Below are 26,132 nucleotides of genomic sequence, written 5' to 3'. Positions count from 1 at the left end.
ACGGTTTGAATTGGTGTGTTTTATAAGAAAAAACTTCATAGTATCACCTCCTGTGAGCCTATGAATGTTTTTTGGGAGATCATACCATGCAATGCTAAGCATCCATAATATGGATAGTCTGACTAAAGGTCAGGCTATCAAATTATTATTCTGCTTTGCTAAATGTGTTGCATTACATTGAAATCTTGAATTAAAAGAAAGTAAGCCACTTCTCCGTTTAATCTCTGTAATTAAATGTCAGGATTCAAATCACATATCAAAGAAGCCATTGCGCTCAATCGAAAACGAAAACCGTATTATGCCCGAATGACGAATGGTCAAAGTGCTAGTCTATCGAGTTCATTGATTTTTATGGAACGGTTAGTTATTCCTATTGCCAGCTACTTCGACTGGAGAGCTTTAAAATTTAACAAAAAAGGAATTCCGATTGTCAAGAATGATTTCGTCCCTATGCAAGTTAAAGCAATGGACACTATGCCAAAATACACAGCTGCTTTGACTGATAAAATACTTTCCGATGAACAAAGAAAGGTAATATCCTATTTAGCAGAACTTAGCTTAACTTCTGAGTTAAATAATATCCACGATATCACGTTAGCATATTATGAAACGGTGCAAGAATCGGAACTAGAACACCAAGTTCATTTCGCAATGCTCCTCCATATGCTAGAATCTGTAATACTTATTGCTCGAAACGGACTTGAATATGATGCCCAATCAAAAGGCCAAACAAAATCACTCACTATGAAACTGATTAAAATTCACAAAATCGCCATCAGAAACGCTTTAAAAATAGATCGAAGGGCTAATCTCTTTCATCAAGAAAACGTAGGAATCATAATTAATGACCTACCGAAGATCTCGATCCCATAATTTTACATAGTTTTGAAGTTGAATTGAATAACAAATTGGAAAAACAAAAATACATCGTATTCGCAGTTGCATGGATGATCATCTTTCTTCTGCAAGCGTGGTGGACGCCTCCGCATATCGATGAATTGTATTATTGGCGTTTTAGTCAAGACTTAGATTGGGGATTTTTTGATCACCCGCCGATGGTGGCACTTATGATCAAAATATCCGATTTCTTTTTTAATGGTGGTTTGGGTATTCGGTTTATGAGTGTGGTCATGACCTCCGCAAGTATCTACTTCATTTACTTGCTAACAGATCGAAAGCTCAGTCCTATGTATTTTTGGCTACTGATTTTTATACTACCGCTTTTCCATGTCTACGGATTCATCACCACGCCAGATGTGCCCTTATTATTTTTCGGAGCGCTTTTTTACATCATTTATAAACGAATCATAGCAGACCATAAATGGTTAGATTATATCCTTTGGGGAGTTATTATGGGCTTAATGCTCTATAGCAAATACCATGGCGCCCTTCTGATTATATTCACTTTGATATCCAATCCCAAATTATTCCTAAATCCTAAAACCTATGTAGCTGGAGCTCTTGGGTTGCTGATCTGGGCGCCCCATATTTTCTGGCAGTACGAGCATAACTGGATGACTTTCCGCTATCACTTAAGCGAAAGAGTCGGTGTATTTCAGTGGTTTTACCCATTAGAATATTTAGGGAATCTTCTATTGGTCTTAAACCCATTATTCCTGGTATTCTTGTATAAAATCATCAAGGCTAAGTGGAAGAATGATTTCGAAAAGACATTGTATTTTGTATTATTTGGTTTTATAATTTTTTTCGGGTATCAATCTTTTAGAGATCATGTTCAGCCTCAATGGCTTATTCTCGCCTACATTCCATATCTTATTTTATTGGTCAATGTTATAAAAGAATCAAACAAAAAACTACTCCGGCGTTTCTTCTTAATCTTCCTACCATTCATAATTGCCTTTCATGTTATGATCAGTTTTGATCTGTTAGGTTCAGATTTAACGATATTCAGAAACGACGTTTTCGCAGCACAAATAAAGGAAAAAGCTAAAGACAGACCAGTTGTATTTCTTGATTCTTACCAAGATCCATCGCGCTATTCATGGTATAATTCTGGATCTTTGTCGCACACATTTAACCAAGCTCATAAACGGAAAAACCAGTTCAATATATGGATGCAGGACACTTTAATGAATGGCCAAGAAGTTTATGTATATGCGCCAGAAAAATATAAGATTCCTGAATTTATCACCTATCGATCTTTTGACAAATTAAAAGTAAAAGTTGATCGAGATTCGGTTGTTGTCATTGAAAATCCATATCATTATTCGTTTACTTTTTCAGAAGATGCTTATCAAGTTTACCTAGTCTTGTTTCAAGATAAAAGAGTTGTCAAATACGTTCCTTTCAATCTAGAGCAAGAAATTACAGTTCCTAAAAATTCCTTAACTGAATTGCACTCGCTTCCCGAAATGCCTAATGATGGGGACTATGACGCATATGGTTGCGCAGTAAGTATTGCACCTTGGCCAAGAGCCGCTGTATATTACAGGTATAAACTGGTCGAGTAAATATTGGCGATCGACTTTTAACCTAAAACAATATTCATAATCGCAGCAATGTTAAAATTATATTGATAGAGCAAATGCTTCTTTTCAAAGTGTACAGGAAATGCAGAAAAATTAAGCTGAATGCTCATCATGCATTTCAATTTTTCCAATTATCTTTAAGTTCATGAAAGGATACTTTTCACTTGTTGTTTTAATAATGTGTTTTTTGAGTAGTTCTGCTCAGAAAGTAGATTTCACTATAAAAGATTTCATTCTTTCTGGTACCACTAAAGTTGTGGGGCAAGATCAATTTATGCTCACAGACAATAAGAATTGGCAGGGAGGAGGAGCTTGGTACAAAGATGATATAGATCTTAACGAGCCATTCAACATGGAAATAGAAGTATACTTTGGTTGTTCGGACGAAGGAGCAGATGGTATTGTTTTTATTTTCCACCCAGAACTAAGAACTGGGTTTGCTGGAGAAGGAATGGGATTCGGAGGATTATTTCCATCATTTGGCGTGGAAATGGATACTTATGAAAACTACCATCTAGGTGATCCCAGCTTCGATCATGTTTCATTAATGGCACATGGAATGTTAAGGCATCCATTTGGAATTACGAAACCTGTATCCCTAGATGCTAATAAGAAAAATGTAGAAGATTGCGATTATCATAAAGTCAAAGTAGCCTGGAATCCATCGTCGAGTATCTTTTCATTTAGTTTTGATGGGGCTATGCGAATCGAAGAAGAGATTGATTTAGTTGAGGATGTTTTCGAAGGTAATCCAAATGTTTATTGGGGTTTCACTTCGGCGACCGGAGGAAAATACAATAAGCATTTAATTAAGGTTAAAAAGATAGAATTTACAGAAAATCCTTCATTAAAATCTGAAGACAAAACGGCGCTTTTGCGAGGAGATAAATACACATTGAAAAAACTAAATTTTTCTTCTGGTAGTACTAAGCTTCCTGATTCTGCTAAACCTGAACTTGACAAGCTTTATCACTTTTTAAAGCGATTTCCTAATCATTCTGTTATTATCGATAGTTTCACTGATTCTTCAGGAAAAGAAAGTAGTAATTTGCGAATAAGTAAATTGAGGGCTGAAGCGGTAGCTAAATATTTGAAATCGAAAGGCATTAATGAAAACAGGCTCTATTTCTACGGAAATGGTGAGACTAATCCTATAGATTCTAACGACACGGAAGAAGGAAGGAAAAACAATCGGAGAACAGAAATCCGAATGAAAATTATTAAAGTATAAATTGAAATAAAATCCAATAATAAAGAAATATGAATTTACTAGATCCGATCTCTACGATCATGACATCGAAAGTATATACCTTATCAGAACATGCATCAATCGAGGATGCCAAGAAGTTATTTAGCAATTATAGAATACATCATATTCCGATTGTAGAAGGTGGAAAATTATTAGGTATGTTAAGCAAGTCCGACTTTCTTGGATTCATGAATGGCCGTGAAGAGACTCCTGAGAACAGAATAAAAATGAAGGCTTACAATGTTTCTATGGTGATGACTAAGGGAATTGCTACGTTGGATGCTAGTGACAAAATCAATGTTGCACTCCAGATATTCACTGAAAATTTATTTCATGCGATTCCTATCCTTGAAGATGGTGAACTAGCTGGAATCATAACAACTTTTGATATAATTAAGCAGCTAAATAAGGATGGAGAGGCGCATTCTACTTATAGTAAGTAAATGTTAAAGGGGAGTTGTTTGGTTTTTGGTTTTGGAAACTTAATAAGTAATTTGATAACTAAGATATAGATCATCATCTAAAACCAAGTTAGTTAAAATGGTCTAATTCAGAATGACTATCTTAAAGTATAAATCAACGATATGTTACGCTTTATACCCATTGTGATTCTGATTCTAGCATTCTTTTCATGTGAAGAAAGCAAGGAAGAAAAAACTCCCACCAGACCTAACATTCTTTTCATCATGTCTGATGATCATGCCTACCAAGCCATCAGCGCTTACGATGATCGTTTACTCAAGACACCGAATATAGATCGGATTGCTGATGAAGGTATGCTCTTTACAAATGCATGTGTTACAAATTCCATTTGCGCTCCATCCAGAGCCGTAATTCTATCTGGTAAACATAGTCACCTTAATGGTAAAATAGACAACATCTTTCCGTTCGATACCACACAAATCACCTTTCCTCAATTGTTACAAGCTGATGGCTATCAAACTGCCATGTTTGGTAAATTACACTTCGGAAATAATCCTAAAGGATTTGATCAATTCAAAATCCTTCCTGGTCAAGGCCACTACTATAACCCTCACTTTATTACTAAAGATAGCGGTCGCGTTCAAGTTCAAGGCTACGTTACTGATATTATTACGGAAATGACGCTTAATTGGTTAAAGAACGAGCGAAAAGAGGAACAGCCGTTTTTTCTCATGTACTTGCATAAGGCACCTCATAGAGAGTGGCTTCCAGCAAAAAGGCATTATACAGAATTCTTAAATCGAGAATTTCCTGAACCAGAAACTTTATTCGATGATTATTCTGGTCGAGGTAGAGCTGCAAGAGAATCAGAAATGAATCTTTTAACCCACATGAACTGGGCTGGAGATTCTAAGATCCCACCTGAAGTTATGGATGAATTAGGTATTCCGCAAACTGCAAAATGGGATAAAAATGCTTACAATAATAACTTAGGAAGGATGGATTCTGTTCAGAGAGCGGACTGGGATAAGATGTATGCGCCTATGATAGAGGAGTTCAAGAAGGAATATCCAGGAATGACTGAAGAAGAAAAAATGAAGTGGAGGTATCAACGATATATGCAAGATTACCTTGGCTCGATTGCTTCAGTAGATGAGGGCGTCGGTGATGTTTTGGACTACCTGAAAGAGAGTGGCCTAGATGAAAATACTATAGTGGTCTATACATCGGATCAGGGCTTCTATTTAGGTGAGCATGGATGGTTCGACAAGCGATTCATCTATAATGAGTCCTTTAAAACACCATTATTAGTCAAATGGCCTGATGTTATCAAGGCAGGAACAAAAAACAACCAAATGGTTCAGAACCTTGACTTTGCTCAGACCTTTTTAGAGGCGGCTGGAATTCATGCTCCATCAGATATGCAAGGCGAGAGTCTGATTCCATTATTTATAGGAGATACCGAAGGATTCAGAGATGCGGTTTATTACCATTATTATGAATACCCTTCAGTACACATGGTGAAAAGGCACTATGGTTTTGTCAATGAGGATTATAAATTAGCACACTTCTACTATGATATCGATGAATGGGAGTTATATGATCGAAAAAAGGACCCAAACGAAATGACGAATGTCTACTATGATCCAGCATATGCAGAAATTGTAAAAGATTTAAAAGTAAAATTGAAAGAAATGCGAGCTTACTATAAGGATTCACCTGAATTGGATTCCATGTATATCCAGAAATATAAAGATGTGACTAGGTGGGATAAGTAGGTTACTGAGTCGTCAGTCTTGGGTCGTGAGCTGTGAGCGGCAAGTCGTAATCTTTTATAAATTAATAATGATATCTGCACGATAAAATATATAGCTCCATTTCGGTTTTACATTTCAAAAGTTAATGATCTGATGGTCTTCCGCTGGTAATCGGACAGGAACTTCCAGCTCAGGCGATCAATGATCATGACTTGTGGAAAATGATTCATCTCGAAACCGAAAAACACATTCTACCCGATAAACCTACTCTCCTTTCACTCAACCCTATTCAACCGTATTTAACTTATCAATCCTTTCACGCTTTCCCTATATGGTCGTACTCGACCTTTCAGGATCGTTCGCTGCCGCAGCCGCTTTCGCGGTTCATTCACTTCGAGTACTGTCGTACTCGACCTTTCAGGATCGTTCATTCACCTTTCAGCTTCACCAAGTACGCTAGTAAATCCTTTAACTCATCTCGACTAAGATTTCTCGTTAGTCCAATAGGCATTAATGAATATTCACTGACATCCGTTTTCTGAATTTCATCATTCGGTATTTCTATGACCTTGCTATTCGCCTGACGCAAAAGCACCGACTGATTCGTTTTTCGATTGAGAATCCCACTCACAATTTCACCATCCGTTTTCGTGATGACGATCGTTTCATAGTTTTGCTTGATATCACCATTCGGATTAATAACTGCATCCAGAATAGCATTAGGTGTCATAAAGGCTCCTATACTTCCTAGTGGTGGACCACTTAATCCTCCCACATTATTTACCTGATGACAAGTTGCACAAAGCAAATCTTTACTCCGATAAATATTCCTTCCTCTATTTGAATTTCCAGACGCTAATGCATCTTTGATCAATTCTTCTTTCTCCTCTTGGGTTAATTCCATTCCAACAGAACTTATCAATCCAGATTCTCGAAGTTGGGCTTCTAATGATCCATAATTAATACCTGATGCCTGCAAAATCTCTAATCCAGCACTAGCAATTCCTTCCGGAATCGTAATTCCCTTCAAAGCTTCCTCAAGTATTAAAGCACCTCCATCCTGATTTCTAAAGGCATTGTATATCGCTTTAGCTTCATCTTGATTTTCTATTTTACTAAGCAAACCAATGGCATGATTCTTCGAAGCTTCAGCATCTTGTTCTATCCAAGCTGTAGTTGCTTCAATGATCGAAAGGGTATCACTGCCTTGTGCTTTTTCGATGACAAAAGATTCATTATCCAATGCATAAAGCGTTCTAAATGATTCTAGCCGTTCATTATCAAATGTGGTTTCATTAGCAATGCGCTTAATCTCATCACTCAGTTCCGCAGCTTTCCATCTTTTCGCCAGACGTAATCCTTCTAGCCTCATGTATAGAGAATCATGCTTTATGACTTGCTCTAACAATCCAAGATCCTCCGGTACTGCATCATACGAACCAGGCGCATAAACCATTGTCCTTAAGTACTTGCTTTCTTGGTCAGCAATCGCCTTCTCTAAGATCATCTCCTTTGTCGGACCATCGCCTATTTTAGCTAATAAATTCCATGCTCGCCCTTCTAGTTTCTTGTCTGTAATTTTGTTTTCTAATAATTCACTAAGAATCGGAACAGTTCTCTGATCTTCCACACTTAGTAAGGCAAACATTTGCTTTTCAATATTTCCATCGAAAATATTCTCGTTGCTTTTCCATTGTTCTAACCATACATCTTTCAAGTTTTCTAAAGCCATAGAAAGCGCATAATCTATATTTTCGTCCATTGGCGCATCCAAGGTCTTCATCAGCATTTCTACACTTTCATAAGTGCCTAGATGCTGAATACTTAGAATTGCACTTAATCTTACAGCTGGTTGCGAATCTTGAATTAAGGCATTAAGCTTTTCAACAAAATCCTTCTCTTTTCCAAAATGAGACAACATTCGTAAACCCACAACTCTTTCATTCTTATTGCTCGAATCTAAAAATGATCTCAACACCTTAGGATCATAATGATTTAAAGATGCAAGTAACCAAAGTCCATGTACTCTATTTCTTGAATAGTTAGCTTCCCCATTCCTTAGATTCGATATCCAATCCACCACTACTTGAGGATCGACCTCATTCTCTACCAATGCACGAATAGCTTGTCCTCTATCAAATTGCTTAGTCGATTTCAAATGTCCAAATAACTCATCAATACTTAACTTTTTAAAATTGACCGTCGGAAATAAATCTTTCTTTTTATTCTTCACTTTCCATATTCTCCCATGCGTCTTGTCCCTTACTGGGTGGTGAAAATCAACTTCCCCATGGTCAATGATAGGATTATACCAATCGACAATATACAAGGCTCCGTCTGGGCCAATTTTAGAATCTACCGGTCGAAATGCTCTGTGTTCAGATGATAGAATCGTCTGAACTTCTTCCGCTTTAAATCCACTTTTATCCGGACCTAATTCATACCGAACGGTCCTATTCGCTCGAAAATCACTTGTAATCAAACTTCCTTTCCACTCACTTGGGAAATGGTCATTATTTATGATTTGGGCAGCAGTATATTTCGGTTTACTACTATTTAATTCATTTAATATTTTAGAGGTACCTACAGCAGATCTATGCGCAGATCCTGGGAACATATAGGCTAATCCATTTCCACCTGCTCCATCTGTTGCAAATATTTCTCCCCATTCGTTCAGTGTTTCACCCCAAGGATTAACAAGTCCACGACTGTAAATTTCCAGATCTTGGGTTTCTGGTCTAAACTTCCAAACACCAGAACCATTTAATATTCTTGGCCCGTTCGGTGTATCGATAAATGAGTTGATGTAAATCGATTGAATAAAATGCAAGTCGCCCCAAGGCATCCATTGCAATCCATGAATCGTATGATGAATATCTGCATTACCAAAACCACTAAAAATAACGTGACGTTTATCCGCGACATCATCTCCATCGGTATCTTCTAAGAATAAAAACTCTGTAGTAGAGGTTACATACGCTCCACCTTTTACTGGCATCACAGAGTGAGGCACTAGGAGATTTTCAGCGAAGACGGTATGTTTATCTGCCTGTCCATCTCCATCAGTATCTTCTAAGATGATAATCTTATCATTTGGCTCTCGACCCGGAACAATGTGTGGATAAGTACTACTCGTCGCAATCCATGCTCTACCTTCTAGATCCCAATTGATGTTTATAGGATTTGCGATCATCGGATCTTTAGCAAATAAACTAATTTCTATTTCATCCGAAAGCTTAAAGGCAGCAAGTTCTTCCTCGACATTCGGTTCTGGAATAAAATTAGGAACCTCATCATCAGGATACTTACGTGGTGCAACCCAAGGCTTTATTTGTTCGATTTCTATATCATGAGCTTCGCTTTTTATCAAGCCATGAATCTCTGTTTCTTTCTCCTTTACCAACTCAGCCAACTCATCCATTTCGTAGGCTAAATGTCCCATTTCATGCTTTCGAAACAAGTAGATATACGCTTCGTTCAGTGGTCTAATTTGATAATTAAACAGTCTATTTTTTTCTTGGATCGTTGAAACCAATCGTTCGTGAAGTGCTAGTTCGTTCGGAATCACCAATGTCGAAAAAGTATCCATACTTTTTGTACATAATTCACCATCAACGTAGATAGCTATAGGTGTTTCTGAAGTTATTTTTCCTTTATAGACGCCAGCATTCGGCTTAAGCTTGAAACTTGCACCTCGAAGTGTTGATTTCCAGTCTGATATACTTGCATTCTGGCTTTCGGTCGCTTTTGAGTTTTCGTCTAGTGATAATCCAAATTCAGATTCTAATTCCAGACCTAGGTGATCCACCATGATTTCTGTCATACGCTGATACCCTTCATCACTCAATTGCACACCATTTGTTGTGAATTTTCTACTGCTAGAATCTGTGATTAAAGCACTATTTAAGTCGATAAAATCATACCCTCTAGACTCCGCCTCACCTTTAATAAATGAAGTCACTTTAGCCAATTGCTCATTCTTTTCTCTATATGACTCATCAAGAGGATCCTTTTTTTCATGCATAGGTGGAGATAACAATATCACTTTATTCACAAGACTGTCAGCAAAGTCAAGTAGTCTTACATATCCACTTTGAAACAGCTTCATTTCCTCTTCATCTCTATAAAATGCCGCTTCTGCTCCATAACCGATTAATAAAGTTTTCGGGTTTGTTTTTTTGATGTGTTCAAACAGTACTTTAGAGCCAAAACCTTCTTCTGCTGAAGGTGGCTTCCATGATTGTGTGTTCTGAGCTGAACCAAACTGAGATCTCGCTAAGCCAAATACATCATCAGCAGGCCAACCTATATTTCTCAAACTAAAATCAGGTGTCTGGAAATACCTCACCAAGTAGGTTTCAAAATATGGATGATTATCCATGTTGGATATTAAGCTACCACCAACTAAACTAATGTTCTGCACATCTGCCTTGCTCAGAGAGCCATTAGAAACATAACTATTATCACAGCACACCAATAGGAGTAGGCAAATGAATAAATAAAAAAATCGCATGAATAGTAAAATTTTCGATTTTGTAAAAAGGAAAGATATTAACCCTATTGAAATATATAGGTTTTTTTAAGATTCTCGTTAGTTTGAATTGGTTTCTTTGAGAAATTGACAAATAAAAGAAAGAATACAATATAGATTTGTATTCGCTCACATCCTTTATCCAACATTGACCTAAGCCAAAATTCCTTTAATAATATGCCCGTGAACATCGGTAAGTCTGATGTCTCTACCACCAAATCGGTAGGTTTGCTGAACATGATCTACTCCTAGTAAATGGAGCATCGTCGCATGTAAGTCATGGATGGTTGTAGGCTTGTCGACTACTCGATAGCCATACTCATCTGTAGTTCCGTAAGTCGTTCCACCTTTAATACCTGCACCTGCTAACCAGATACTAAAAGCTGAAGGATTATGATCTCTACCATCTTTACCTTGGGCAAAAGGTGTTCGGCCGAATTCTCCAGCAAAAACTACAAGTGTTTCTTCTAGCAATCCACGCGATTTCAGGTCTTTAAGTAATCCAGCAATAGGCTGATCTACCGCATGCGCATTAGCTTCATGTCCCTTCTTAAGACGAGAATGTTGATCCCAGCGATCGAAACCAACATTAGGACAAGTCAGTTCAATGAATCTAACTCCTCGTTCTACTAATCGCCTAGCTAGGATGCATTGCGTTCCATAAATCTTAGTGTGTTTATCATCAGAATTCAAACCATACAACTCTTTCGTCACCTCACTTTCGCCAGCTAAATCTGTTAATTCCGGCAGTGAAGATTGCATGTTAAATGCCAATTCATAGTTATCTATCGTAGAAGATATCTGATCAGACTGTATCACTTTCCCTAAGAGGGCTTGATCCATCTTCTCGATATGTTTCAACTTGTCGATCTGCAATTGTGACGATTCTTCTAAAGCCACGATATTCGAAACTGGAATTCGCCTAGGCTTAAGTACTGATGCTTGATAGGTCGCTGGCAAGAAACCATTCTTGAAATTATCTAATCCTCCCGGGGGCGTTAATCCTCCATCAAGAACAACATATCCAGGAAGGTTATCATTCATGGAGCCTAATCCATAATTAACCCATGCGCCCATACTTGGCCTACCCTGAATCCCACTGCCTGTATGCAGGAAATAATTCGCATTCGTATGTTCTGGGAAATTAGAAACCATAGACCGAATCACTGCAATGTCATCGACGCATGTTGCAATATTCGGAAACAAATCGCTCATCCAAATGCCACTTTCCCCATATTGCTTAAAGTCCCAAGGACTCTTTAATATCTTACCTACATTCCCGAATTGCGTTGCGTCCACTTTAAATTTATCATATGGATTCTGCCCATTTTCTTTCGCCAATCTTGGTTTAGGGTCGAATGAATCCACTTGCGAAACACCGCCATCCATGTATAAAAAGATAACGCTCTTGGCTTTCGGGAAATAATGCGGAAGTGTTTCTGTCGCTTTTAGAACGGGAGCACTGGAAATGAAATTCGGTGATGGTGTGCATCGACCGAGCAAGCCCATTAAAGCGATGGCCCCGAACCCATTTCTGGACAAGGTCAACATTTCTCGACGACTCATTTTGCAGTATTCCTTTTCCATAGCTTATAATAAATGAATAAATTCTTTCGTGTTCATAATAATGTGGCAGTAATTTTTCCAGGCCGCCTCTTCCGCCTCTGCTCCAAATTCACCAATGATCTCTACACCATTTTCAATTTCCTCAGGCGAAGGCGCTCTAACGTAGGCTTGCAGATAGATCTGCGTAATTCTTTCCTCCGTCGTTTTCGTTGAATCCGCAAGCAATCTACTCGCCCATTTCTGAGTTTCTTCATGAACAAATGGGTCATTCATTAGAGTCAGTGATTGAGCAGGTACATTCGTTGTATTTCTCTTTCCGAAAGTCGAGAATGGAATAGGCATATCAAATGTCAGCATCATCGGAGATAGAAAATTACGATTGATACTGATATAGATACTTCTTCTACCATTCCCATCCAAGGGACCTGAAACAGAAGGCCTTCCTCTACCGTTCATAAATTCTGTAAGGTGCACTGGCACTGGCTCACCGTACATACTATCATTAAGACTACCCGTTGTGGATAGAATGCCATCTCTGATAGATTCCGCAGTTAATCTTCTGATCCGGAAAGACGACAGATACTTATTCTGAGGATCATTTTTCGAATTATCCAGGTTTACGGTAGTTGACTGCTGGAATGCCTCAGTCATCACCATGCTCTTTATCATTTTCTTTACGGACCAATCCTCTTCCATAAAAGTAATCGCGAGGTAATCTAGTAATTCTGGATGTGAAGGAAGCGACCCTTGCAATCCGTAATTATCTACCGTTTCTACAATTCCCTTTCCAAAAAGGTGATGCCAGATCCTGTTAACCATCACTCGAGCCGTTAGCGGATTCTCTGGATTCACTACTGATTCAGCCCATGCTTTTCGACCGCTACCTTCTTGTTTGAATTCATTTTCCGCAGGACTGATTGCTGTTAGAAATTGATGCTTCACCCTTTCTTTACTCGGTTCAACATGACTTCCTCGAATAAAAACAGGACTGAAGACCGCATCACCTTCAGTGAAACCCATTACAAAGGTTGAGTCTTGCAGATTTTTACTCTTTTCCGCTTTCTCTGCATAGAGCCTTTCCCTATTTGGAGTTTTCAAGGTATCCAGATAAGTAGTGTCCCGATCAAACTTCTGATCCGACGTAAAGACGTATTCCACTTCGATATAATCCTCCTTCCCTATCGTATAATGATGCCGATTATACCATCCTGGCAAAATTTCAATGTATGCCTTATGCCCTTTTAATGCAGTAACATTCATCCGCTCTAATTGAAAATATTGCGAATTCACATGCCTTTCCAGATTCCCATATAATGGGTTTTGAATGAGTTGGAAATTATCGACAATCACCCTAATACTTGAGGCCTTTCCTCTAGCATTGACATAAATAAAACTATCCGCAATTTCGAAAGTAGGCGACCTTAGTGAGCCCATAATTCCTTTACCATAATAGTTGCTAGAAGCGAATTTCTCATACAACGGTCCTTTGCCGAATGCATAGCCATCTGCGTACCACCCATCGAAATCGTCTCCACGAAAATCTCCTTTTACTTCCTGTAGGTTATACTTTTTTTCTAGGTCAATGTTATCTATATATTCAGCGACTTCATTTTTTAGCTGCGCATTAATTGGTTCTATTTCTTCCGCTATATTATCCTTAGAAGGACTTCTATTAAAAGCTATCGGACCTATTCTAGAACTTTCGAACATGCCATACATAGCGTAGTAATCTGTGGTCGGAATTGGATCAAATTTGTGGTCATGACACTTCGCACAACTTACCGTTAATCCTTGGAAAGTTTTCGAGGTAACATCGATCATATTATCTATTCGATCTGCCTCCTCTTGCTTGATGTCTACAGGGCTGTGTTTGCCCTCACCCAGAAAAGCATATGCTGTCCCGATGATGGATTCATTGATTCCTTCTTCATTATATCTAGGTTCCTCGAGTTGGTCACCGGCTAACTGCTCCAGTACAAATTGATCATAAGGAACATCGTTATTAAATGCTCTAATTAAATAATCTCTATAGTGATGTGCGCCTCCGATGGTAAAATCAAATTCATGGCCCATTTTTTCAGCATACCTCACTAAATCCATCCAATGTCGCGCCCAGTGTTCTCCGAAGTGCTTTGATTCTAGGTAATAGTCAACGATATCCTCATAATCAGAATTTTGAAATTCATTAATCTCGTCTAATGAAGGTGGCAGGCCAGTTAGAAGATAGGACAACCTTCTAATTAGCACATTCCTATCTGCTAATTCCCCTTTATCCAGATTGTTCTTCTCCCATCCTTCCTGGATGTAATCATCAATGTTATTGTATCGCAGTTTTGTTTCTTGAGGAGGAATAAATGCCCAGTGCTTTTTCCATTTTGCACCCTGGTCGATCCATTTCTCGATTAAAGCGATTTCATGTCCAGTTAAAACTTTCTTTGTCTCTGGTGGTGGCATCATTTCCTCTTCATCATCTGAAGTAACTCTATCAATTAATGAGCTTCTTCCAGGCTTGCCAGGCAAGATGGCGTAATTTCCATTTGGCAGTTTCGAGGTTGCGCCATCATAAGTATCAAGTCTTAGGTTTGCTTTCCGACTAGAAGGATCTGGACCATGGCAAGTATAGCAATTTTGGGAAAGGATAGGTCTGATGTGATAATTAAAATCAACGGTTTCAGGCAGGCTTGAATCCTTATCTGCACATTGACATAAAAGAAAAAAACTAAACAAAATAAAGTATAAAAATTTCAACCCAAAGCCTTTCATAATGCTAAATATAATTGAAAAATGCATCGATACCTAAATGAGCTTCGCAATATTTCAGAATAAAACAAAATAGAAATATGGGGTTACAAAATTTCTTTCAATTGACTCTTCTTACTTATATCAAAAAAGGGTCTTTTTCTAAATTATTAAAGCGGTGTATTTAGAAATCGTGCATATTGGGATAAAAATATTAATCAACTTTAAAATAATAAATTATGAAATGGTATACACTTGTGTGCTTCAGTTTAATGCTTTCTTGCTTTTCGAATATCATTGTGGCTCAGAATTTTATTGAACCAGCTGCGGGATTTTCGATGAAGAAAATCACCTATGTAACAATGAAGGATGGAAGCAAACTGGAAGGTTCTTTCAAAGGTGGCCAGGAGGCGTTAAATGGCGGATGGAAATGGATAACTTTCAAACCAACAGACGGTAAAAGAATGAAAATACAGGCAGCAGATATTAAATCAATGTTGGTTCCTGAATCAAAATTATCCAAATTGAGTGAGGCTACAAGCATCATTAACGATGCCACAAAATGGGATCAAGATGTGACCTTAAATAAAGACGCCATAAAAGAGGGATATTACTATTACGAAACGACAACTCTTGCAAAAAAGAAAAAAGACATCGTTGCTGTTCGCCAAATTTTAAACCCAGGGTATTCGGATAAAATAAAAGTTCTTGATAATAAAGCTGGAATAGACGGACCGACCGCTAGATTAGGTGGAATTAAAGTCGCAGGAGGAAATGATCGATCATATTTTATCATTGTGGGAGATGCAAAAGCGATTAAGGTTTCTGCAAAGAAGTATGATGAGCAATTTTTAGAATTATTTGCAGCTTGTCCAGAATTCGTCGATAAATATAAATCAGATATAAGTTGGTCAGACATAGAGAAACATGTGTTCGAATTTTCGCAATCTTGTAAGGAGTGATGATGAAGTGATTTAAGAACATTTTATAGCGTATTTAAATTATTTCAATAAGCTATATAGAGAATTAAATTTTTATAAAATGACAGGTTGAAAAAATCCTGTCATTTTTATTTTATACTGAATTATTCAATTTACTCAATACAATAAACACTCTTTTGAATAATAATCAAAATTTTAAGAATTAAAATAGATTACACATAAAAAACTGAAATTGCAATATAGAGGGAAGCATATTTTACTGCTTTTATATCGCTAAAGAAATGTATAGTTTCTCGATGTTAGGGAACATTTTTCGAATATCGAAACCTGATTAAAATTTGCCATCTCTATAGATACTAAATATCATTTTTTACAGATTCTAGATGCCAAAATTACATCAATGCCCAGAAAAAAAAACCCAAATATTTGGCGGTTTAAATACTTACATTTAAATTGGTGCACCAATTAGATGTTAGTTAATGTAAATTATTACGGGAATTGGAGAATGATAACATAAATTGGTAGACCAATCGTTTAAAATTTTAACGATTGTCAATTTCTTAATTTTTTCAATTGATACTACTATTAGGTATCATATTTCTAAGAATATAAATATTGTGTATATCAACAGATTGTGAAGGATGGTCTTATGCATCTCACTTTTGAAAGTGCAGGGCACGAAACTAAGACTTTTACAAAAAACATTATTAAGTCTGATTTTACACAAAAAGCTGACATCCCAGAACAGGTGAAAACATTGTTCGTGCCCATTGGTCAAGATGGAGTGGAAAGAAGTGATGCCTACACTGGGGAAGGTTTATTTTTCAAATTGGGATCATATAACCAAACCAATGGGAAGGACCCTAGCGTGAACCGCGTCTGGTGTCCCGGTGGAGAGACTTACGGTGGTGATCTACAAAAACAATACAAAAATGGATCCTATGCGGAAGTTTGGTTTAAGGATGCAAGCATCGAAATAAGCGATAATGCAATTTCGAATCAAGGTTACTTTGAATCAAATGATGGGCTTAGTGCAAAAACGGTATTTCCCTCAGAAGTTATACCTGCAATAACTAAGTTTAAAATGTTGATGGGAAATGGAGAAAGTGTAGAAAATCTAGAAAAATTCGAAAATAAAGATTTCTTCTATTCTGTAATTGACGGGACGAGGAGATGGGTCGTTTATAAAACTCCAAATTCAGGCGTTACATCAAAGAATTCAAGTAATACTCGAACAGAACTCCATGAAAAGCGCGAATGGACACCTGAAGAAGGAGGAAATTTGACGGGTACTTGCAAAGTCATGCATGTTTCCACTTCAGGTGATGGACGAGTTGCAGCATCTTATTCGACAGTAGTGGGACAGATTCACAGTGGCGAAGGACATGAAAATGAACCACTTAAGATTTTCTATAAGAAATTTCCAGGCCATGAAAAAGGATCAGTATTTTGGAACTACGAAATTAATACCGCAGGAAGTGATAATTCTGATAGATGGGATTACTCCATTCCTGTTTGGGGTTATGATATGTCTGTTACAGGAAGTGCAAAAGATAATTTTCCAGCAGAACCAAACGATGGAATCATGCTCGGAGAAGAATTTAGTTATGAAGTAAACGTGTTTCAGGGCATCATGTACCTTACGTTCACAAGTGAAGCGCATGAAACGAAAACATTTACGAAAAATTTGCTTGCATCTGAATATGCTACAAAGGACAATATTCCTCAACAAGTAAAAAATCTCTTTTTCCCAATAGGTCAGGATGGTGTTGAACGCAAAAGCGCTTATAGTGGTGAACATGGATATTTTAAACAAGGAGCTTACAATCAGACAAACGGCAAAGACCCGAGTACGAATATAGTCTGGTGTGCAGGCGCTGAAACATATGATGGTGATATTCAAAAGCAATATGACAATGGTTGTTTCACGGAGGTATGGTTTAGATCTACCACTGTGGGTCCGGGTGTGCCAAATGAGTAATTTATAATGCTTAAAAAATTTAATAAAAAATAAAAAAAGGGATATGCATGATACAATTAAACCAACTAAAGCGTATTGGATAGATACAGAAACTCCTTGGGAGCCAGTTGCTGAGGGCCTGGACAGACAGATTATGGGATTTGATGATAAAATCATGCTAGTAAAAGCAAGGTTCAAAACGGGAGCAGTTGGTCAACTGCACAAACATTATCATTCTCAAGTGACCTATGTAGAAAGTGGTGAGTTCGAAATGACCATAGGAGATGATGTTAGAATTATCCGGAAAGGAGATTCTTATTATATTCCTCCTCATGAAATACACGGATGTATTTGCAGATCACCAGGAATTCTAATAGATGTATTTAGCCCAGCAAGAGAAGATTTTTTAGGCCATGAACAATTAAACTTGGAATCATGGCCAGCGAAATAAAAAGAAGGGTTGGCGGTCTACGATGGTGGGTTGTGGGGCTTATTGCATTAGCCACAGTGATCAATTATATCGATAGGCAAGCTCTTGGTGTTTTATGGCCAGATATTGCTGCTGATTTATATCCAGATGAAGACAGTGACAGTAGAAAGGAAATTTACGGCTACATAACAGGAACTTTCATATTTTTCTATGCAGCTGGACAAGCATTGTTTGGAAAGATCTTTGATTGGATAGGTACTAGACTTGGGTTTGCGCTTTCTATTGGAGTATGGTCTATAGCTACGGCACTTCATGCTCTTGCGACCGGAGCCTTATCTTTCGCTGTATTTAGATCCATATTGGGTTTAGCGGAAGCTGGTGCTTGGCCTGGTGCTGCGAAAGCTAATGCAGAATGGTTTCCAACTCATGAACGAGCTTTTGCTCAAGGTATTTTTAATTCGGGAGCAGCGATCGGGGGAATTATTGCGATACCTATGATCGCTTTTATGACGGTGTTCTTGAGTTGGCAAATGATCTTTATAACGGTTGGATTAATTGGATTACTTTGGTTGATACCTTGGTTTCTTATTGTTAAAGCACCTCCTAAATTCCACCCAAATCTTTCAGAAGCAGAGAAGCAATATATTTTGACTGGCCAAGAAGCTACTGAAAACGAAGATGGCGAAGAGATAGATGAATATGTTCCAACAACCTCACAACTTCTAAAGCATAAACAAAGTTGGGGTGTTATAATCGCATCAGCCGCGATTGATCCGATATGGTGGCTGTTTATAGTTTGGATTCCGATTTATTTGAATGGTGTTTATGGCATGGACGTTAAAACCATAGGAATTTACGGATGGGTACCTTATGTTGGTGCTATGTTAGGTGCATGGTACGGAGGTCTGTTGGCTCAAAGGAAAATCAAAATAGGCTGGGATGTAAATAAAACACGTAAACGAGTAATCACAATAGGATGCTTAATAATGTTACCATCATTCTTTCTGCTAATGGATCCAACTATTGTAGCTTCAGCTTTCAATTTAATATTGAATTTAATAGGAATTACAATGGATTCACCATCTGCTGCTGTAATAATTATGGCCGTCATATTGTTTGGATTTCAAACATCGATTGGTAACGTACAGACGCTTCCAAGTGACTTATTTAGCAAAAAAACAGTGGGTACACTTTCATTAGGTAATGAAGAAGACGCAGAAAAACATTTCGGACTTCATCCAGAAGGTGTAGATGTTACTAGTGGAGCGCATGTAGAAGGTGAAGCGTATCTATCCGTCTTAAAACAATTGATGAATATGTTTCCAAGAGCCAAAAAAGTGATTACTACTTTAAGAGGTTCTATCTCTGCATCTCACAATACGTGGTCAGGAGTTCTTTATGATGGGGAGACATTATTCCAAGCTCCTTCCTATGAAATTACACATATCGTAGATAGAGTAGGTGGAGGAGATAGCTTTATGGGAGGCTTAATATATGGCTTCCATAAATATCCAAATAACGATCAAAAAGCTTTAGATTTTGCGGTTGCAGCTTCATGTCTAAAGCATACAATTTTTGGTGATGCCAATTTAGCAACAGAAGATGAAGTTGAAAAGTTAATGAGTGGAGATGCTAGTGGCAGAGTTTCTAGATAATATTCTAGAAAATTTAATTGAGCAGAATTTCTAGCTTAACCTAACTAAAGAATTCTTGTCATAAATTCTTTAGTTCCTGGTTAACGCTATGTGATTATGCAATTTCAAAGCGGGTGCATGTTGCAAATTTGAATTAGTTCACATTTTTGTCAACATGCATTTTTTTATAGATCGTGATTTTCTTTTTCACGCTACACAATAATCCATCTAAATAATCTGTGACATTCTCACTATTATGCATAATTTCGCATAGAAGTAATACAAATGAAATTAATATACCTAAGTCTAATACTTGCCTACGTCATCGGTTGCAAACCTGCAGAAACCAATTTTAATGAGACCATCGAAATCCTAGATGATTTTTCTCTATTGCAGGAAAGGATTGATGCCGAAAAAGACAAAACGATCGTGGTCAATTTCTGGGCGACAACATGTGGTCCTTGTATAAAGGAAATGCCTCATTTCAGAGAGCTCGAAAATCAATATAAAGCTACCGATTTGAAAGTGTTGTTGGTTTCATTAGATCTTCCTCGAGATCATGAAAAGCGTGTTCTTCCATTTATCGTGAAGCATGATATACAACCTGAAGTTCTTCACTTAACAGATGAAAATTACTCTAAATGGACTGATCAAATAGATTCTTCATGGTATGGAGCACTTCCTGCTACGAAGATCATCAATGGAGATCAATCTACATTTAAGTTTGGAATGTATGAAAGTCTGGAGGAAATAAAGCAGGATATAGAAAGTGTAAAATAAGCCCCCTTTTAGATTAAATCACTTGTGATATTGGTATAGAAAGTTCGGAAAAGTTAATAAGAAGCAAAAAAATAAATGTAAGAAATACTACTTACACTCGTCCCTTTTTATAAATTCGCCTAAATGGAGGGAACTAGACATCGTTATAATCTATGAAGCGAGTTGTCCAATATTCTTTAATCATTATCTTTCTCTTAGGTCAATTCGGCCAAGGAATACCCAAGATTGTAGCCTATCATTCCAATGACTCTGAACTTGATCTAGCGCATAGTGATGCTGAGAAAATACTCGCATTGGACTTGCTTTCTACGCTAGAATTACTAGGAGAAAATGGAGAAATAGATGAACATGATGATTATCTTTTTAGAAATAATAGATCAATAAAGTCATCTCTACCTCTAGTTCTTCTAAAAGCAACATGGTTTTCACTTTATGAAGAAACGAAACCAATAAAATTGTACATCCTTTTCCATTCCTGGAGGTCTTTTCATCCTAACTTATCAGTAAGCCTAGCATAGTTTTAACTCATATCAACCTGTAAAAGTTGTTATGCCTTTTCAGTAAATCATTACTGTTTTAGATTCCTATGTGGTTTACTTTCTATTACCTATAAAGCTATGATTTGCGTGACCATAATCATTATTGGTAAACGCCTAAACAATTCAATATAAAATTTCAATTAAATTCAAATGAATAATAATTATTTATTGCTGTGTCTTTTGACATTGGGCTTACACAGAGGTATTAAATCAACTTGCAAAGTCAAAAAATTACGCAAACAGTTTTTTAACCAAGCAGAAAGAAGTTGATCGTTAAGCGAATCTGTTAAGATCGCTAACACCTTATTTACCTATGCAAAAGCGGATTATGTCTAGGTGTTATTGACCCAAGAAGAAGTTTTAGATGCAAAAATGGAATTGGTAGAAATTAATCTTCAGCAGCTCCAAGCCAAAGTTGATATCTATCGTTCCTTAGGAGGAGGTTGGCGGCAAAGTAAAGTGATGTTATTAGTTGGACGAACTTTTCGAAATATGAAGCCTTATTTAAATGAAATTGACAAATCATACTAATACAGGTTTCTTACAAGCGATATGAGATCAGATTTACTATTACTGAACCTGATCCATATCGCACAAGTAATACACATCACTTTTCGAAATGATTCATATTAACTTAATATCATTTAATCTTACCTAAGTTTGAATTGATTATTAAACTACACGCCTTACAGTTAATGCAAGGTTTAAAACATTCAAAAGATGAAAAATAAAATTTATATCAATGATCTACATTTAGATCATAAAGTTTGGAGAAATCAACTTAATTTCCAGAAAGAAGAACTTACATTTTTCAAGAACAGGTTAGAAGAAATTGTTAGTAGATGGACGGATGACGAGGTACTTCAACAGGTTGAGCACTTCCAGAATTCATTTTTGGTTCAAAGCAATAAAATTGATGAATTATTGCATGGGATCAATATTCATGCAGATAATCTTGTAGCTGAAGCAAAAAGTAATCCAACTGCCATTGATCATGTACATTTCGATGATCACACTACACAGAGAGATCAGATAGAAACTCAGTGGAAATTATATAATGAGCTAAAAGAAGAATACTTGAATTTTCTTAGGAAGGTGATGTAATCTATCTTTCATATCTAGGGTGCACGGTACTGCTTTTGTAAATTACGCTTATCACAATTTTACAATGCCGGTGCGCTGCACCTTAATTTTATCATAATACACTTATTACAACCAATACCGGTTCTACAGACCTTTTGTTAAACTTCAACCTTACAGCCAATATCGGTCATACAGACCTTTTGTTAATTGATTTATCTTTAGTCCAGAATTTTATTCAGCATAGGTGCAGCGCACCGAATTTGTCTGTAATACATAAAATCAAGTATTTTCTGAGGTGCAGTCCACCGGCTTTGTAATTTTTAGACTTGTGAATTAAGTTTCATAAAACTCAAACAAGTACTTTTCATCATAAACAATTTCAAATTTTCTCAAAAACTCTACGTACTCTTCCTTGAATGTTTTCTGCTTGTGATGTTCTTCCTGATCCATTATATATTTGACAACACTACTAATCTGAGATTTAGAATAGGAAAAAGCACCATATCCTTTCTGCCATTCAAAATTAAAATGCATCCATGGTTGCTTTTTAATAAACTTTGAAGAAGCTGTTTTTATATCACTAACAAGGTTTGAAATACTTTGTGCTGGATTAAGTCCTACAAATATATGAATGTGATCAGGCATGCAATTTATAGCAAGAAGTTTATGTTTTCTATTTTCATCTTGAACTATACTGGTTATATATTTATGAACATCTTCTTTATAAAGCTTTGGAATCAATTTCTCTCTTCCTTTTGGAGAAAATACTAGTTGTATATATAATTGGGTGAATGTATTTGCCATAAATAATATACTTTGGTCTATGTTATCATTTGGTTTTACTAATATATATAAAAGAAGGCAATATCGGTCCTAAGGATATTTTATTAATTCATACAGACAATGCAGGTGCGATGCACCTTAATTTTATCATAATACACATATTACAAACAATACCGGTCCTACAGATCTTTTGTTAAAATTCAACCTTACAGGCAATATCGGCCCTACAGACCTTATTATTTGATTAATCTTTAGTCCAGAATTTTATTCAGCATAGGTGCAGCGCACCGAATTTGTCTGTAATACATAAAATCAAGTATTTTCTGAGGTGCAGCGCACCGGCTTTGTACCTTCTCACACGACTTTAAACAAAAAAATTGATCCATTTCATAAGTTTCTATTACTTTTGATGTAGGTATAAAATTCGATTATGGAGCAATGTAATATTCCCCGCTGGCAACTTATTAAAGGAATGCATAACAATCTTTCTCTAGAAGATTTTGTCCAAGGTTATCAGAAAGACGAGAATGCATTGTGCTTAGATGTTCGAACGAAGCAAGAATACGACTTCTGGCACCTACCTGATGCGATCAATTTTGACTACCTTTCTAAAACCTTAGCAGACGACCTCGAAAAGCTTCCAGAAAATAAAACTTACTACATCTATTGTAGAACTAGTCGAAGAAGTCTTCGTGTATGTCAACTCATGCGAAATATGGGCTTTAAGGAAATATATCACTTAGATGATGGTGTGAAAGATCACATCCAAGAAAAAGCATAAAAAGGCTCGCATCTTCTTCTACCTCCGTATATTCAAATTACTGATGCATCTGTACATATTCCGTAGGATTCATATTCATGATTTTCTTGAATTGCTTATTGAAATTGGACAGATTATTAAAACCAGATTCGTAACAAATAGCACTTACGCTAGATTTCTTTTCCACCAGCAATTTACAAGCATACCCTACCCTTAATTCAATCAAGTACCTTGAAAATGTCTTCCTATGAATCCTCTTAAAATATCTGCTAAATGCAGATTCATTCATTCCTTGAATTTTAGCAACATCAGCCAGTCGTATAGACTTATTAAAATTCTTAAAGATAAATTCATGCGTTTTGTCAGCTCCTTCTAAAATGGCAGAATGCTGATAACCGTCGTTAGTTAACAAGCTGATATTCTGATGCTTCGCTAGCAAATGCAAAATATTTAACCACTTGACCAATTTGTTAAATGATTCCTTCTCATTGATCAACTCCTTGATCCGCTCTGCAATCTGAAACGACAACTCATTAAATCTAATTCCTCTTCTTGCATTTCTAAATAATGTCAGAAAATGCTCAGTACTTCCCAACTCCAAAAATGATAATCCCAAAAAATCCTCTCTAAAGTGAATCGAATAACCCTCTGCTAATAGCCCTGATCTCCCTTGAAAATATTCCTCATCATTTAACCACATATGCGGTAAATTCTCACCCAAAAGAACAACATCCCCAGGTTGAAATTTCTGTATACTATCCCCAACAAATAGATTTCCTGTACTCTTCTTAATCACCACTAATTCCAACTCAGGATGGTAATGCCATATCTTTAAGAAATTAGGATAACTATTTTCTTTTACTTCGAATGCTTCCCTTCGTGCCGATCCTCGCTCTAATAATTTAGGCTTCACCTTTCTTATTTAAAATTAAAAAAACAGCTCATCAACCGCTTTTTCAATTGAATAGCAGAGTTAAACATTGACCTAAAAATACACATTGACCAATATTATTATGCAATTAACTAAGCTAAATTAAATCAACAAGGCAAAGAAAACATCATATATTGTAAATTAAGTGGTAGCATGACTGTGAAAATCAATTTATTTTTACAATGATTATTAAACTTAAATAACTGTATTTTAATGCAATCTAATCTCCTCATAACGGATATCGAGGTACGAGACATTCGATTCCCTACAAGCAAACTATTAGACGGATCAGACGCCATGAATCCTGATCCTGACTATTCTGCTGCATACGTCATTTTAAAAACCAATCATCCTCAAAACCTTGAAGGGCATGGTTTAACATTTACCATCGGAAGAGGAAATGAACTATGTGTAGCAGCTATAAATTCGCTGAGACACCTTGTAGTCGGTAAGTCAATGAATGACATTGCAAGTGACATGGGTGGTTTCTGGAAAGCAATTACTGGAGATAGTCAATTACGCTGGCTCGGTCCAGAAAAAGGAGTGATACACCTAGCGACAGGTGCGATGGTCAATGCCGTATGGGATTTATATGCCAAAGCAGAAGGCAAACCTTTATGGCAATTATTATCAGAAATGACGCCTGAAGAATTCGTAAGCTGCATAGATTTCACTTACATCACTGATGCGATTACGAAAGAAGAGGCCTTGACAATGCTAAAGGAAAAAGAGGCAAGTAAGCAAGATCGAATCAACGAATTAAAAACTACTGGATATCCCGCCTACACCACTTCAGCAGGCTGGCTCGGGTACTCAGATGAAAAAATGAGAAAGCTGTGTCGTGCTGCAAAAGAGGAAGGATTCACACACATGAAAATGAAAGTTGGTTCGAATCTAGAAGATGACATGAGAAGAGCCAGCATTATTCGAGAAGAGATCGGCGATGATCTCCGATTAATGATGGATGCTAATCAAAAGTGGGATGTAGACGAAGCCATTGAAAATATGGCATCACTAGCAAAGTACAATCCTTACTGGATCGAGGAACCAACCAGCCCAGATGATATACTCGGACATGCTAAAATAGCAAGGGCTGTTGCTCCGATAAAAGTTGCTACTGGAGAACATTGCCAAAACCGTGTGATGTTTAAGCAATTACTCCAAGCTAACGCCATTGAAATTTGTCAAATAGATAGTTGCAGAGTTGGTGGTGTAAATGAAATATTAGCCATACTTTTAATGGCAGCAAAATTCAAGGTGCCTGTTTGCCCTCACGCGGGTGGAGTAGGTCTCTGTGAATATGTTCAGCATTTATCGATGATCGACTATATCGTGATCACTGGTTCATTAGAAAATAGAATCATCGAGTATGTCGATCACTTACATGAACATTTTATTGATCCAGTGGTGATCGAAAATGGTCATTATATGATGCCTACTTTGCCAGGATATAGTATCGAAATGAAAGCAGATTCTATGGATCAATTCGAATATCCACAAGGTGAAATTTGGCAAGCAGAATTAAAAAATTAATTTT

General features: G+C 36.9%; 20 protein-coding genes. 15 read left to right on the top strand and 5 right to left on the bottom strand.

Going from position 1 to position 26,132, the window contains the following annotated elements; all coding sequences use genetic code 11:
- The first annotated feature begins 234 nt into the window (after positions 1 to 234).
- The 5 genes from L2586_RS17360 to L2586_RS17340 all read left to right on the top strand — a co-directional run bounded on the left by L2586_RS17360 (position 235) and on the right by L2586_RS17340 (position 5,939).
- On the top strand, positions 235 to 873 hold the full coding sequence (locus L2586_RS17360) for a hypothetical protein (protein ID WP_235294204.1): 639 nt from the start codon (positions 235 to 237) through the stop codon (positions 871 to 873).
- 35 nt (positions 874 to 908) lie between these two features.
- Positions 909 to 2,471 carry an ArnT family glycosyltransferase gene (locus L2586_RS17355; protein ID WP_235294203.1) on the top strand — a complete coding sequence of 521 codons (1,563 nt, stop codon included), beginning with the start codon at positions 909 to 911 and terminating at the stop codon, positions 2,469 to 2,471.
- A 163-nt stretch (positions 2,472 to 2,634) separates the two neighbouring features.
- Positions 2,635 to 3,720, top strand: a complete 1,086-nt coding sequence (locus L2586_RS17350) for a lectin-like domain-containing protein (protein WP_235294202.1) — start codon at positions 2,635 to 2,637, stop codon at positions 3,718 to 3,720.
- A 29-nt stretch (positions 3,721 to 3,749) separates the two neighbouring features.
- A complete protein-coding gene (locus L2586_RS17345) occupies positions 3,750 to 4,181 on the top strand; it encodes a CBS domain-containing protein (RefSeq protein ID WP_235294201.1) in 432 nt (143 codons plus the stop codon).
- A 141-nt stretch (positions 4,182 to 4,322) separates the two neighbouring features.
- A complete protein-coding gene (locus tag L2586_RS17340; protein ID WP_235294200.1) occupies positions 4,323 to 5,939 on the top strand; it encodes a sulfatase family protein in 1,617 nt (538 codons plus the stop codon).
- A 406-nt stretch (positions 5,940 to 6,345) separates the two neighbouring features.
- Here the strand turns inward: L2586_RS17340 and L2586_RS17335 are convergent, their stop codons facing one another.
- From L2586_RS17335 to L2586_RS17325, 3 genes are all read right to left on the bottom strand, one after another.
- The gene (locus L2586_RS17335; RefSeq protein WP_235294199.1) at positions 6,346 to 10,431 is read right to left on the bottom strand and encodes a PVC-type heme-binding CxxCH protein; all 4,086 of its coding nucleotides are present in this window, start codon (positions 10,429 to 10,431) and stop codon (positions 6,346 to 6,348) included.
- Positions 10,432 to 10,602: 171 nt separating this feature from the next.
- Positions 10,603 to 12,036, bottom strand: a complete 1,434-nt coding sequence (locus L2586_RS17330) for a DUF1501 domain-containing protein (RefSeq protein ID WP_235294198.1) — start codon at positions 12,034 to 12,036, stop codon at positions 10,603 to 10,605.
- Positions 12,037 to 12,039: 3 nt separating this feature from the next.
- Entirely contained in the window at positions 12,040 to 14,778 is a 2,739-nt protein-coding gene (locus L2586_RS17325) for a PSD1 and planctomycete cytochrome C domain-containing protein (RefSeq protein WP_235294197.1), read from the bottom strand.
- Between the two features lie 215 nt (positions 14,779 to 14,993).
- Here L2586_RS17325 and L2586_RS17320 point away from each other — a divergent pair, with 215 nt between their 5' ends.
- From L2586_RS17320 to L2586_RS17285, 8 genes are all read left to right on the top strand, one after another.
- The gene (locus tag L2586_RS17320; protein WP_235294196.1) at positions 14,994 to 15,716 is read left to right on the top strand and encodes a hypothetical protein; all 723 of its coding nucleotides are present in this window, start codon (positions 14,994 to 14,996) and stop codon (positions 15,714 to 15,716) included.
- Between the two features lie 613 nt (positions 15,717 to 16,329).
- Complete coding sequence (locus L2586_RS24705) at positions 16,330 to 17,676, top strand: polysaccharide lyase family 7 protein (protein ID WP_235294195.1); 1,347 nt, start codon at positions 16,330 to 16,332, stop codon at positions 17,674 to 17,676.
- 43 nt (positions 17,677 to 17,719) lie between these two features.
- Positions 17,720 to 18,106, top strand: a complete 387-nt coding sequence (locus L2586_RS17310; RefSeq protein ID WP_235294194.1) for a cupin domain-containing protein — start codon at positions 17,720 to 17,722, stop codon at positions 18,104 to 18,106.
- Positions 18,091 to 19,740, top strand: a complete 1,650-nt coding sequence (locus L2586_RS17305; RefSeq protein WP_235294193.1) for an MFS transporter — start codon at positions 18,091 to 18,093, stop codon at positions 19,738 to 19,740. The genes L2586_RS17310 and L2586_RS17305 overlap by 16 nt, the downstream gene beginning before the upstream one ends.
- A 264-nt stretch (positions 19,741 to 20,004) precedes the next feature.
- Positions 20,005 to 20,499, top strand: coding sequence for a TlpA family protein disulfide reductase (locus L2586_RS17300; RefSeq protein WP_235294192.1), 495 nt, complete (start codon positions 20,005 to 20,007; stop codon positions 20,497 to 20,499).
- Between the two features lie 152 nt (positions 20,500 to 20,651).
- Positions 20,652 to 21,017 carry a hypothetical protein gene (locus L2586_RS17295; protein WP_235294191.1) on the top strand — a complete coding sequence of 122 codons (366 nt, stop codon included), beginning with the start codon at positions 20,652 to 20,654 and terminating at the stop codon, positions 21,015 to 21,017.
- Between the two features lie 363 nt (positions 21,018 to 21,380).
- The gene (locus L2586_RS17290) at positions 21,381 to 21,569 is read left to right on the top strand and encodes a hypothetical protein (RefSeq protein WP_235294190.1); all 189 of its coding nucleotides are present in this window, start codon (positions 21,381 to 21,383) and stop codon (positions 21,567 to 21,569) included.
- Between the two features lie 189 nt (positions 21,570 to 21,758).
- A complete protein-coding gene (locus tag L2586_RS17285) occupies positions 21,759 to 22,142 on the top strand; it encodes a hypothetical protein (protein ID WP_235294189.1) in 384 nt (127 codons plus the stop codon).
- 312 nt (positions 22,143 to 22,454) lie between these two features.
- Here the strand turns inward: L2586_RS17285 and tnpA are convergent, their stop codons facing one another.
- Positions 22,455 to 22,925 (bottom strand): IS200/IS605 family transposase, encoded by a 471-nt coding sequence (gene tnpA / locus L2586_RS17280; RefSeq protein ID WP_235294188.1) that lies wholly within the window; start codon positions 22,923 to 22,925, stop codon positions 22,455 to 22,457.
- Between the two features lie 409 nt (positions 22,926 to 23,334).
- On the opposite strand from tnpA, the gene L2586_RS17275 reads away from it, so the two are divergent.
- Positions 23,335 to 23,685: a rhodanese-like domain-containing protein gene (locus tag L2586_RS17275; RefSeq protein ID WP_235294187.1), complete on the top strand. Its 351-nt coding sequence runs from the start codon at positions 23,335 to 23,337 to the stop codon at positions 23,683 to 23,685.
- Between the two features lie 37 nt (positions 23,686 to 23,722).
- On the opposite strand, the gene L2586_RS17270 is transcribed toward L2586_RS17275, so the two are convergent.
- A complete protein-coding gene (locus L2586_RS17270) occupies positions 23,723 to 24,577 on the bottom strand; it encodes an AraC family transcriptional regulator (RefSeq protein ID WP_235294186.1) in 855 nt (284 codons plus the stop codon).
- A 231-nt stretch (positions 24,578 to 24,808) separates the two neighbouring features.
- Here L2586_RS17270 and L2586_RS17265 point away from each other — a divergent pair, with 231 nt between their 5' ends.
- On the top strand, positions 24,809 to 26,128 hold the full coding sequence (locus tag L2586_RS17265) for an L-fuconate dehydratase (RefSeq protein WP_235294185.1): 1,320 nt from the start codon (positions 24,809 to 24,811) through the stop codon (positions 26,126 to 26,128).
- Positions 26,129 to 26,132: the final 4 nt, after the last annotated feature.

This window comes from Portibacter lacus (assembly GCF_021533215.1).
In the GTDB taxonomy this organism is placed as follows: domain Bacteria; phylum Bacteroidota; class Bacteroidia; order Chitinophagales; family Saprospiraceae; genus Portibacter; species Portibacter lacus.
Note: the sequence above shows the minus strand (reverse complement) of the source record. Positions and strands in the feature narration are given on the sequence as shown.